Origin of the sequence: Paenarthrobacter aurescens (assembly GCF_025421775.1) — a bacterium.
GTDB classification, from domain to species: domain Bacteria; phylum Actinomycetota; class Actinomycetes; order Actinomycetales; family Micrococcaceae; genus Arthrobacter; species Arthrobacter aurescens_B.
The window spans coordinates 324,433-334,829 of record NZ_JAOEFX010000004.1; the positions used below are offsets into that span (position 1 = coordinate 324,433).

The 10,397-nt window shown below is 64.0% G+C and carries 13 protein-coding genes; 6 read left to right on the top strand and 7 right to left on the bottom strand.

Translation table 11 applies throughout. The features are described from left to right. Positions 1–6: 6 nt before the first annotated feature. The 3 genes from N7568_RS10625 to N7568_RS10635 are packed head-to-tail and all read right to left on the bottom strand — an operon-like array spanning position 7 to position 2,437. Positions 7–906 (bottom strand): dihydrodipicolinate synthase family protein, encoded by a 900-nt coding sequence (locus N7568_RS10625; protein ID WP_261609794.1) that lies wholly within the window; start codon positions 904–906, stop codon positions 7–9. Positions 907–908: 2 nt separating this feature from the next. After that, positions 909–1,838 carry an EamA family transporter gene (locus tag N7568_RS10630; protein ID WP_261609795.1) on the bottom strand — a complete coding sequence of 310 codons (930 nt, stop codon included), beginning with the start codon at positions 1,836–1,838 and terminating at the stop codon, positions 909–911. Further along, a complete protein-coding gene (locus N7568_RS10635) occupies positions 1,835–2,437 on the bottom strand; it encodes a helix-turn-helix domain-containing protein (RefSeq protein WP_261609796.1) in 603 nt (200 codons plus the stop codon). The genes N7568_RS10630 and N7568_RS10635 overlap by 4 nt, the downstream gene beginning before the upstream one ends. A gap of 112 nt (positions 2,438–2,549) precedes the next feature. Here N7568_RS10635 and N7568_RS10640 point away from each other — a divergent pair, with 112 nt between their 5' ends. Together N7568_RS10640 and N7568_RS10645 are read left to right on the top strand one after the other, a co-directional pair. Continuing rightward, on the top strand, positions 2,550–3,446 hold the full coding sequence (locus N7568_RS10640; RefSeq protein ID WP_261609797.1) for an SDR family oxidoreductase: 897 nt from the start codon (positions 2,550–2,552) through the stop codon (positions 3,444–3,446). A 120-nt stretch (positions 3,447–3,566) separates the two neighbouring features. After that, positions 3,567–3,797, top strand: a complete 231-nt coding sequence (locus N7568_RS10645; protein ID WP_144652359.1) for a DUF6458 family protein — start codon at positions 3,567–3,569, stop codon at positions 3,795–3,797. Between the two features lie 215 nt (positions 3,798–4,012). On the opposite strand, the gene N7568_RS10650 is transcribed toward N7568_RS10645, so the two are convergent. Both N7568_RS10650 and N7568_RS10655 read right to left on the bottom strand, forming a co-directional pair. After that, positions 4,013–4,912, bottom strand: coding sequence for a carbon-nitrogen hydrolase family protein (locus tag N7568_RS10650; protein ID WP_261609798.1), 900 nt, complete (start codon positions 4,910–4,912; stop codon positions 4,013–4,015). Then, positions 4,913–6,475: an APC family permease gene (locus tag N7568_RS10655; protein ID WP_261609799.1), complete on the bottom strand. Its 1,563-nt coding sequence runs from the start codon at positions 6,473–6,475 to the stop codon at positions 4,913–4,915. It lies immediately after the preceding gene. Between the two features lie 113 nt (positions 6,476–6,588). Between N7568_RS10655 and N7568_RS25955 the strand changes: the two genes are divergently transcribed. The 4 genes from N7568_RS25955 (at position 6,589) to N7568_RS10675 (ending at position 8,775) form a co-directional block, all read left to right on the top strand. Beyond that, a complete protein-coding gene (locus tag N7568_RS25955; protein ID WP_261609800.1) occupies positions 6,589–7,233 on the top strand; it encodes a TetR family transcriptional regulator in 645 nt (214 codons plus the stop codon). 17 nt (positions 7,234–7,250) lie between these two features. Beyond that, positions 7,251–7,535 (top strand): hypothetical protein, encoded by a 285-nt coding sequence (locus N7568_RS10665; RefSeq protein ID WP_261609801.1) that lies wholly within the window; start codon positions 7,251–7,253, stop codon positions 7,533–7,535. Between the two features lie 146 nt (positions 7,536–7,681). After that, positions 7,682–8,281 (top strand): hypothetical protein, encoded by a 600-nt coding sequence (locus N7568_RS10670; RefSeq protein WP_261609802.1) that lies wholly within the window; start codon positions 7,682–7,684, stop codon positions 8,279–8,281. Continuing rightward, entirely contained in the window at positions 8,278–8,775 is a 498-nt protein-coding gene (locus tag N7568_RS10675; RefSeq protein ID WP_261609803.1) for a hypothetical protein, read from the top strand. The genes N7568_RS10670 and N7568_RS10675 overlap by 4 nt, the downstream gene beginning before the upstream one ends. Before the next feature lie 2 nt (positions 8,776–8,777). On the opposite strand, the gene N7568_RS10680 is transcribed toward N7568_RS10675, so the two are convergent. Together N7568_RS10680 and N7568_RS10685 are read right to left on the bottom strand one after the other, a co-directional pair. Beyond that, positions 8,778–9,371 (bottom strand): histidine phosphatase family protein, encoded by a 594-nt coding sequence (locus N7568_RS10680; protein ID WP_261609804.1) that lies wholly within the window; start codon positions 9,369–9,371, stop codon positions 8,778–8,780. Positions 9,372–9,452: 81 nt separating this feature from the next. Further along, positions 9,453–10,358: an alpha/beta fold hydrolase gene (locus N7568_RS10685; protein WP_261609805.1), complete on the bottom strand. Its 906-nt coding sequence runs from the start codon at positions 10,356–10,358 to the stop codon at positions 9,453–9,455. Positions 10,359–10,397: the final 39 nt, after the last annotated feature.

Here is a 10,397-nt window from a genome sequence, read left to right on the forward strand (position 1 = left end):
GGGACACTACAGCTGGCTGTCCAGGCCAAGCTCCTCGATGACCGCGGTGACGCGTGCACGCTGATCAGGACTGAGCCCCTGGATGGGCAGTGGCAGGCAGTTGGCATGGGTCAGTCCCAACTTTTCTGCGATGGCGGCGACCACCCTTAGGCTGCCGCCAAAGTCGGCAAAGAGCTGCCACAAGGGTGCGAGGCGTGCCGACTCGGAGGCCGCTTCACTGTGTTGTCCGTTGAGGGCGGCGCGCGTGATGCGCTGGGCGATGCCCGGCAGTGTTCCTCCGACCACTGAATACCAGGCGTCGCACCCCACGCTCAACCCGGCGGCGGCGCTGGCATCGCCGGAGATGCCGATGGTCACGTGGTTCGGCACGAGTGATCGGACCTCCTCTACCCGTGTCTTCAGTCGCTGGGCATCCGGGCCGCCTGGGATCTTGATGGAGGCGATCCCGGGCAGCTGGGCAATGCGGCTGTGCAGTCCGGTGGTGAAGGTGAAGTGCGTGGTGGCGGGGTTGTCGTAAACGATCACCGGAAGCGAGGAGTAGGACGTGACGGTGTGGAACAGCTCGAACACGTCATCCTCGGTAAGTGGCTGGTAGGTCATCGGCGACAGCAGCACTCCGGAGGCGCCTGCCTGTTCGGCAGCCTCAACGTTGGCCAGGACTTGTGAAGTGCGGAGAGCCCCCACTCCCACGAATACCGGAATGTCTCCGGCGTGCCGAACGGCGAGGTGAGCTGCCCGGCGTCGTTCTTCAGTTGTCAGGTAAGCGTAAGAACCTGTGGAACCCAGCGCGGTGATGGAGTCAACACGTGCATCACGCAGGCGTTCCAGCAAGCCAACGTAGGATCCTTCGTCCAGCGTGTCGTTGGTGAGCGGCGTCAAGGGAAAGGCGCTCAATCCTGTGAACATGCTCAGCCCTCATTCCGCCGGATGGCGGTGGGCAGGGCTTGGGTGAGGGGCGGTTCCAGGCCGGCCACGGGTTCAGGCGCCGGCGGAGTCCTGTCTCCGCCACGCTGGGCCGCGGCACCGGCAACCACTACCAGCGTGATGCCAATGAACTGAATGATGGACGGTTGTTGGTGCAGCACCAGCAACCCCAGGAGGACGCCGAACGCGGGCTCCAGCGACATCAGAGTGCCAAAGGCGTTGGAGGTCATGCGGCGAAGGGCCTTCAGTTCCAGCACGAACGGCAGCACCGGCATCAGGATGGCGACGCCCAGTGCGCCTGCCAGGATGCCCCAGTCGAGGTGGCCAACAGCCTGCGGGATTCCGACGACGGCGGCCGTCACGGCGGCAATGGGGACCGTCAGTGAGAGCGCCCCGATTCCCGTGAAACGATCGCCGATCAGTTGCGTCAGCAGGATGTAGGCACCCCAGCCGACGGCGGCGATGGTTGCGAACATGACGCCAAGGGGGTCGATCTCGCCATGCCACGGTTCCGTGAGGAGGACTACCCCGGCCAGCGCCAATACCGGCCATGCCAGTGCCGTGCGGTTGTGGCTTCGGATTGCTGCCACCGTCAGGGGTCCGAGGAACTCGATGGCCACTGTGGTGCCCAGCGGTATGCGCTCAATGGCGGCAAGGAACATGATGGTCATGAGGCCGGTGGCGATGCCCAGTCCCAGGAGCGGCATGATGTCTGGCCGGCGGACGGAGCGAATCGGCGGGCGGGCAATGGCGAGAAAGATGATGGCACCCATACTCAGCCGAAGCCATGCTGTTCCGGCCGGACCCACCTCCGCAATGAGGCCCACCGAGAAGGCCGAGCTCAGTTGGACGGAGATCATCGCTGTCACTGCAAGTGCCCACGGTGGAACAGGGATACGTCGGGGCGTCGTCATGAATCGGCCTCCTGCAGGTGTCCCGAGCCCACTCCGGGCTCAAAAACTGCCAGGGAGAACCGGGCGGGTTCCGTGCCGGGGTTTGCGTAAGAGTGGGTGACGTCGCCGGGGAAGGTCATGGAATCGCCCATCTCAAGGGTGGTCGCCTGGCCGTCGACGTCCACAGTCAGGGTGCCGTGGAGAACCTGCAGGAGTTCCTTTGTTCCTGAGGAGTGCGCTTCGCTGCCGTGCTGGTCTCCGGGGCCCAGGGTCCAGTCCCACAACTCCACAACATCCGGCGACTCGGTGCCGGCCACCAGGATTCCGCGCCCGCCGTTCCCGCTTGTCCACAAGGTTGCGCCGTCGCCGCTGCGGGTAACGTTGATGGGCTTCGGGCGCGGGGACTCAACCAGTGCGGGTAGCCCAACCCCCAAGGCGTCACTGATGCGGAGCAGCGTGCCGATGCTGGGGTTCGCCGCACCTTGCTCCACATTGATGATCATGCGGCGGCTCACGCCGGTGGCCTCGGCCAACTGATCCAGGGTCCAACCGCGGGTTTGGCGTTCTTGCTTGACCCGGGCGCCGATGGCCGACGAGAGGGTGGTAGTGCTTTCATCCATAAGTGCATCATACTGCACTCAGAGTGCACTGATTGTTCTGGCACGTGGGCTAGCCGTAATCACGGTCACGTGTTACCACTGACCGTAGGACCAAAACCCCTGAGGAGAAACTGTGGCCGAAGACCTGCCTGTCCTTGTTGTTGGTGCCACGGGTTTCCTGGGTGGCCAAGTGGTGGATGAGCTTCTCAAGGGTGGCAAGAGAGTCCGCGCGCTGGTGAGGTCCACGTCCAATGCCGCCAAGCTTGAGGCCAAAGGTGTTGAGATCGCACGCGGAGACATGTTGGACACCGCCTCGTTGATCGCCGCGATGACGGGAGTTTCCGCGGTGGTGTCGACGGCGGCCGGCTACACCCGGAACGACAAGAACGCCCAAGCGATCGATACTTACGGGAACAGCAACCTCGCGGTCGCAGCCAAGCATGCCGGTGTGCCCCGGTTTGTGCTGATCAGCATCGTCACCAGCGACCAAACTCCACAGATTCCGCATTTCTGGAACAAGAAGCTGGCGGAGGACAAATTCGAAGAGCTGGGCGTTCCTTTTGTGGCCCTCCGGCCAGGCGCTTTCTTTGACCAGGCGGTCGGGATGGGCGGCGACCCCTTCGCGAAGGGGCGGTTCGTGTGGCTGGGTTCGAAAGATGCGCGGCTGACGTTCGTTCTGGCCAGCGACGTGGCGCGGTACCTCGCGGAGGCTGTTGATGCGGACATTGTTGAGGGGGAGCGCATCGATATCGGGTGGAGCCGGCCGTTGAGCATTCACGAAGCTGCGGAACTGGCGGGCCGCCGGGCCGGCAAGCCGATCAAGGTGATTTCGATACCCTCCGGCGCCATTGCCGGGCTTGGCAAGGTCACCTCGAAGATCCTTCCGTTGGTGGGCGACATGGCAAGCATGGTGGCCTGGTTCGAGACTGGAAAGTACGTCGCGGACACCACCCGCCAGGAACAGGTGTTCGGGCCGGCTCCGACTCCGGAGGATGCCATCTCCCGTGTGGCTGCACGCTACGGGCACTGAGGGCGACGCCGCCGCGGGTGTGCGCGTGTCTGGCGGGAGCCTTGGATGATAAGTATGCTGACGGTACAGATTCGGCCGGATTTCCCTGACCATGCGCCGAACGGACACGAGGAGCACGCTATGAGAATCGGTTCTTCCATTGCCCTGATTGCTGTCGGAGCTATTCTGGCCTTCGCGCTCGCCCCAGGACTCATCCCCTTCCTGGACCAGGTCCTGGTGGGCTACATCCTGATGGTGGTCGGCGTCATCGGCCTCATCATTTCCATCGCCATGTCCAACAGGACCCGCAGGACGGTTGTAGAGCGGCGCACCGCACCTGAAACAGTTGTCGAGCGGCGCCCCGAGGTTTAGCAGCCGCAACAAACGGATGGAAGCGCGCGACGGCGACCCCCGCCGTCGTGCGCTTTCTTGCGTTCCGGGGTGGGCGGCTCAGGTGAGCGACAGCGTGAACGACAAGACGAAGCCGGCCAGCATGGAAGTAGGTAACCCGATCTTCTCAAGTGGTGAGGAAAAGCGTTCGACGGCGGCAGCCCGCCGTCGAACGCTTTTTCAGCTTGGTCGTGTGGTCAGGCCCGTACGCTGCCCTGCCGCGCTGCAGTCGGGTCCGCACTCCATGCCGGCGATTCGAAGTGGGCGCCGCCGAACATCGGGAAGGACAGCAGGCCTTCCTGGTCCCGGAGTTGGGTCCACGGACGGTTGATGCCGTGGGTTCCGTAGCGGCGCAGCTGGGTAACGCGGTCCAGGTCCAGCACGGCAAAGAGGATCTCTTCACCGCCCCTGGCGTGCTGCATGATGGTGCCCTCGGGATCCACGATGACGCTCTCGCCAACCCCGGACGGGGACGCGCCGTTGACGTTCACCACATACACCTGGTTGGCGAAGGCGTTGGCCTGGGACATGACAATCTCCATGGCCCTGTCCCGTGTGGTGGTGAGGGTTGGCTGGATGATGACTTCGGCGCCCAGCCATGCCAGCTGCCTCGCCACTTCCGGGAAGCTGCCGTCGAAGCAAATGGCCAGGCCGATGCGTCCGCAGCCGGGGATGTCGAACGTGACGAACGAATCCCCGGGTGTTGTGGTTTCGAACGGCCGCCACGGGAAGAGCTTCCGGTAGCGGGCCACGATCTCGCCCTGCGGTGAGACGGCGATGGCTGTGTTGAAGGTGTTCCCGTTGTCTGTTTCCAGCAGGGAGCCTGGTACGAGCCACACGTTGAGCCTCCGGGCCAGTGCCGAGATGCGGTCGGTCAGCGGGCTGGGGATCGGAGCGGCGGAGCGGGTTTCGCCTTCCGGGTCCGGCATCAGGAACTCGCCAGGTGCCGAAAGCAGGAGCTCGGGAACCACAATGACGTCCACATCAGGGCCGAGTTTCCTGGCGGACTCCGCCTGGGCCTCGAAGCGCGCCCACGTGGCCTCGGGATCGTGCGGGACGGGGTTGGTCTGGATTGCTGCGATGGACAGGATGCGCATTTATGCCTCGGTTTCGTTGCTGAGAATCGTCGGAAGGTGGTGGCGGGTAGTGACGTTGCCGCGGGGGATCGTTTCGCCGGAGAAGAAGGGACGGAGCCTGGGCTTCAAGATTGCTGTGACCACAACGCCCGCGGCCAGGACACCGATGCCGATCCAGAAGACCGAGCCGATGCCCAGCCATGAAAGGCCCGTGTATTCAGGGGAGAGCATGTCCACGGCGCTGTACGCGAACGCTCCGATCATCAGAAGCGCGCCGAGTCCGGGAAGGACACCCTTGAGGACCAGCGCGGAGGCGGAGGTGCGCATCAGTGGGGCGAAGTACACCACGGAGGCCAAAGCCGTTGCCGCATAGTAGGCCGCGATCATGAGGCCTACGGACAGGATGGCCAGCCCGATGAAGTCGGCGCTGATGGCCGTCAATCCCAGCGTGATTGCCATGGTGATGACCGCCCACCAGATGATGGAGGTGGTGGGCGTTCCGCGTTTGGCGTGCATCCGGGTGGTTGCGCGGTGGAGGGCGCCGTAGGTACCCATGCTGAGCCAGGTCCGCGGTGTGCTGACTGCCACGGTCATCAGGGCTGCCAACGCTGAGAGACCCACTGCCAGCATGATGACCTGGCCAAACACCTCGCCGGCAGCTTGCGGGCCGAGGACGGAGAGGACATCCGAGACGGTTTCCGGCTCGGTGATGCCCGCGGTGCCGGCGAAGCCGACGGCGGCAGTGGCCGTGACGACATAGAAGAACAGCAGAATCACGGTAGTGATCACCACTGCCTTGCCGGGCGTTCCCTTGCGGTCGGTGGTTTCTTCATTCACGGCTATCAGAGCGTCCCAACCCCAGTAAATGAAGAGGCACAGGATGACGCCGGAGACCAGCCCGGACATGTCCCCGGATGCGAAGGGGTTGAACCAGGCAAGGCTTGGCTGTTCGGCTCCGCCTTCTGCCGTTCCGGCGGAGGCCCCCGTAACCATCGCCGTGAACGCTGCGACGCAGAAGCCGCCGAGAGCTACCAACTGCAGGGCGATCAGCGCGTACTGGACCCAGGCGGAGAGCTCGATGCCCCGCGCTGCGATCAATGCGCTCAGGGCGATCAGCCCGCACGCAATGGCGGCGACAGCGATAGGCTCAGCGGCGATCCAGGCCAGGCCAAAGAAAGTGAGCAGATAGGTGGTGGCCACTTGGGCCAGCGCCGCGCTCGCAATGAAGGTGGCCATCTGGGGAACCCAGCCGCCCAGGAACCAGCCGGCTGCCGGACCGAAAACGCGGGTGATCCAGACGAAGACACCACCGCAGTCAGGCATCTCCTTGTTCAGGTCCCTGAAGGCGAGGGCTGTGAACAGGATCGGGACGAACCCGAGCAGGAAGGCTGCAGGGGTGCTCGCGCCAACGGCCAGGACCACGAAGCCGAGCGTAACGGCCAGGCTGTAGGCGGGGGCGACGGCAGCAAGGCCGAGGGCGACAGTGGGGCCGATGCCGATGGAGCCGGCTTTGAGGCCCTTGGAGGTTGGGTCCTTGGTTGCTGGGTCGGTGGTGATCGTGGGCGGGGACGGTGGTTGTGACACGGAGACTCCTCGGTGAATCAGTAATTTGAATCACATTCAAATTTGAATGCCATTCAATACCCGTCTAGAGTCAATGTCAACAGAAATCTTCGGGAGTCCACGGGGGAACAGCAGTGGCAAGGGTCGACAAGAAGGAAATCCGGCGACAGGAGATCGTGGCTGCAGCCCAGGCTGTGGCTGCGCGTGACGGCGCCGAGGGAGCCACACTGCGTGCCATCGCCGCCGAAGCCGGTATGGCCGCCAACGCTGTGCTCTACTACTTCGGCAGCCACGCCGAGATCATCGCCGCCGCCGTGCACGCATCCTCGGACAGGTTCCTTGAAAAGCTCGCGGAAGCGGTTGATCCGGAAATGGGCCCCACAGCCCGGCTTGCCGCCGTCATCGGCGCGGGTACCACCGCAGGACTCGACGACGACGTGTCCCGCATCCTCTACGAGTACTGGCCGCACATGCTGCGGGACCCCGAACAGCGCCGGATCCAGGAAGAGCTCACCGGCGCCCAGGAACGTGTTTACCGGGAAATCATCGACGCCGGAATCCTCTCCGGCGAGTTTTCGCCCCTTTTGGACCCGGCCAAGATCGCCAGGACGCTGGTTGCCCAGGAAGACGGGTTGGTGATGGACGTGTTGGCCGGAAGTGCCAGCAGTGCGTACGTACTGGATCTGATGGGGAGCCTCGCCGCCTCGCTGCTGGGGCTGAAGAGTGAAACCCTGCTGGAGCTCATGGCCGTCCGGGGTGGGTCATCACCTGCGGCGTAACGGCGTAGGCTGCTGCCATGGACAAGACTTTCGACATTGAACTGGTTAATCACAACGAGTACCTGGTGCGCTGGGCATCCGAAGGGCAAACCGGGGAGTCCCTTGTCCACACCAACCCGGAGTTCCTTGCAGAGGTGGGTTTGGGCGGATTCGATGAGCAGCTCATTGTCGAAGAAACCACCGCGTACCTGGCCGAACACCAGCCCGTGATCGACTTCCCGCAGACTGTGGACCTGGAAGAAATTGCTGCCGCCTACACGGATTATGCGGAGCAGCTGAAGGCGCGCCTCGACGCCAGATAGAAAGGGCTGCTCAGGCCAGCCCTTCGCTGACGCCGGGGCCTATGACAACCGTCCCGAAGCCTCTATTCTCTTGACATGGGCGTTTGGGGAGCGTTTTCCTTGCCGGACTCCCCCTTCAACGGGCGGGACTGCACCTTCCTGCGAGCATGCGCAGCTCCATCGTCGAGGTGGGCGGTTGGCCGATGACCCCGCAGGACCAGGTTCCGCCCCAGGACAACTACGAGGCCTTCCTTGAGCGGCTGAATGACGCCACCACCAGGCTCACCACCAGGCTCAGATCGGTGGACAAGGCGCTCACCGCAGTCTCTTCGCTCGTGGAGAAGTACCAGTCGGCATCCCTGAAATGGGAGCAGCGCCGGGCTCGCGTCAGCGAGGAACTGGACCACCATGCCGGCGGGCCGGAGACCTACGCAGTTCTGGGCGAACTCCACGATACCGCCGTGAAAATGGTGACCCTTCACCATGCACAGACTCTTCGAATCAAGGAACAGGTGCACTTCCTGCAAGGACAATGCAACGCCATCCGGCAGTCACTCGTTGAGCTCAGGGCCAGCAGTGCCGCGCTGAATGCATCCAGGAGATTGTCAAAAGACCGGCACAACCTGAACAGGGCCCTCTACGAACTCGCCGGAGCAAGGGGCGCCGCGGAATCGACCCCCGATCCCGGATTGCTCAACGATCTGAGGCAAGCCCGCGAGGCAGTCGTCCTTGCCGAAGCGCTCATGGAAGTGAAGGGACCCCGATGATGCAGAACGTCGTGACCGTTGTGTGGTGGGAGCGGAAGCCGGGCGACAACCCCGCTATCAAGTTCGTCATCTTCAGTGTGCTGGGCGTGATGGTGGGGCTGATCATGATGGTCTTCCTGACGGCCCTCAGAAATGTCGGCGCAATGGCGCTCTTCACGGTGATCTTCGCTGGCATCCTCACGGTCCCCGCGGTCGTAGCCCGGAGGAGTTTCATGCGAGGCCTCACCACGAGGATCAATGACACCATCACTGAAGTCACCGGCGGCGCCGGCGTTGGGCTTTCTGCGAAGCAGCTTCGCCACCTGGCCACGAGTGGCGAGGCGCTTCCGCTACTGGTCTGCGGTATGCCCGGGTTGCGACTGCACGTGCAGAGGGTCCTCGCCGTTCCTGACGATGCTCCAGAGAAATGGCAGGCAGTCATCACGGCCGTCCCGCCAAGGGCCGGACTTGCCAGCTTCGACCGGTTGCTCGATGCGACGTTGAAAGTTCGCTGAAATCAGGCCTCGACGTCGGCCGTGACGCGCTCGCCGTTGAAGTACTCCAACTGCCAGCCATCAGTCACGTGGTGATGGGCCAGGTTCAAAACAGCGTTCTGGACGCTGTCCAAAGTGCGCCCGATGGCCTGGCTGAGGGTCAGCCGGATCAGGGTGCCATGCGCCACCACCAGGACGCGCTTGCCAGCGAACTCTGCCGCCAGTTGTTCCAAGGCAGTAATTCCGCGATCAGCGGCGGCCTGGTCGGTTTCTGCACCGCGGAAACCGCCAGGGACACGCAGGGCCTCCAGTTCAGGTCCAGCTTGGAGTCCTTCGGCTGGGCCGAAGCTGCGCTCGGTGAGCTCCGGGACCAGCCGGGCAACCCTGAGGCCCAGCCCCTCGGCGATGATTTCCGCAGTCTCAGCAGCGCGGCCCAGCGGTGAGGACACCACGGCGTCCCATGGCTGATCCGACAGGAAGGCGACGGCGTCGCGTGCCTGGCCGCGACCGACGTCGTTCAGCGGAATATCGGTAGATCCCTGCAGCCGGCGCTCCGCGTTCCAGTCGGTCTGGCCATGGCGGACGAGGGCGAAAGTTGTGAGGGTCATGCTTCCCATTGTGCCTTGCGGGCCTGCCCTCCCGCAGTTCCGTACGTCACGTAAGGACAGGCGCGACGGCGGGAGGCCGCCGTCGGGCGTTCAGCGTTGCCACAGCTCATCCAACAGTTCCTGAACGAGGACGGGCTGTTCGACGATCGCGAAGTGGCCGCATCGCGGCACCGTCATCGTCCGGATGTGGGGTCCCAGGGAAGCCAACTGGTCAAGGTCGGACTGGGGAGTGAACGCGTCGTTGTCGCCTCGGACGGCAATGACGGGGCAGCTGATGCTGTGCCAGCGGGCAAAGTCGTACTGCGAAACGGCACGGGCAGCAGCGCAAAAGCTTGCGGGACGCCCGTCCCGGGCCAGTCCGCGGATGACATGCGCCGGTATGGCTGCCGGCTCCGCGAACAGCGGCGCCAGAAGCAGCCGCATGAATGGTGTGTTCCCTGCCAGGCGGATCAGCGCCCTCCCTGCGTTTCCGAGCAATGCGGTGAACCGCATGAGCAAGAGCATGCCCACGAACCATGGCAGTTTGGTCAGCCCATGCGACGGCTGCCGGGTCGACCCGGCCACCCCAAAAGTGGTTGCCGAAATCGCCGCAACGCTCAGAGTCCGCTCGGGCCAGTCCGCAGCAATATGCAGGGCAATGGCGCCACCCATGGAATGGCCCACAAGGTTCCAGCTGCGGTAACCGAGGCTGTTCAAGACCTCGACGACTGCACCCGCCATGGCCTCGACCGTGGCGGACCCGAGCCGGGCACCTTCTGTGGAGTCGCCCCAACCGGGCAGGTCGAGGAGGACGCGGTCACGTTCGTGAGCGCCGGACAGCAGCGGCTGGAACGTTGTCCACGATCCCGCAGCGCCATGAAGGAACACGTCGGCGATGTGGCCGTGCTCATCCGGGCCTCTTTGCAGGCGGACCGCGCACGGTCCCAGTCCTGTGGATACCACCTCGCGCTGAATTGTAGTGCTGCCCGAGAGGGACGCTTCCTGCAGAACTTCCATGACCACCCGCCGCTCCTGGCTTTTGACACTGATTCGGAG

What these genes read in the sequence shown, in the direction of transcription:
- N7568_RS10625 (WP_261609794.1), bottom strand. Translation starts at nt 906, where the DNA reads ATGTTCACAGGATTGAGCGCCTTTCCCTTGACGCCGCTCACCAACGAC.
- N7568_RS10630 (WP_261609795.1), bottom strand. Translation starts at nt 1,838, where the DNA reads ATGACGACGCCCCGACGTATCCCTGTTCCACCGTGGGCACTTGCAGTG.
- N7568_RS10635 (WP_261609796.1), bottom strand. Translation starts at nt 2,437, where the DNA reads ATGGATGAAAGCACTACCACCCTCTCGTCGGCCATCGGCGCCCGGGTC.
- N7568_RS10645 (WP_144652359.1), top strand. Translation starts at nt 3,567, where the DNA reads ATGAGAATCGGTTCTTCCATTGCCCTGATTGCTGTCGGAGCTATTCTG.
- N7568_RS10650 (WP_261609798.1), bottom strand. Translation starts at nt 4,912, where the DNA reads ATGCGCATCCTGTCCATCGCAGCAATCCAGACCAACCCCGTCCCGCAC.
- N7568_RS10665 (WP_261609801.1), top strand. Translation starts at nt 7,251, where the DNA reads ATGGACAAGACTTTCGACATTGAACTGGTTAATCACAACGAGTACCTG.
- N7568_RS10670 (WP_261609802.1), top strand. Translation starts at nt 7,682, where the DNA reads ATGCGCAGCTCCATCGTCGAGGTGGGCGGTTGGCCGATGACCCCGCAG.
- N7568_RS10675 (WP_261609803.1), top strand. Translation starts at nt 8,278, where the DNA reads ATGATGCAGAACGTCGTGACCGTTGTGTGGTGGGAGCGGAAGCCGGGC.
- N7568_RS10680 (WP_261609804.1), bottom strand. Translation starts at nt 9,371, where the DNA reads ATGGGAAGCATGACCCTCACAACTTTCGCCCTCGTCCGCCATGGCCAG.
- N7568_RS10685 (WP_261609805.1), bottom strand. Translation starts at nt 10,358, where the DNA reads ATGGAAGTTCTGCAGGAAGCGTCCCTCTCGGGCAGCACTACAATTCAG.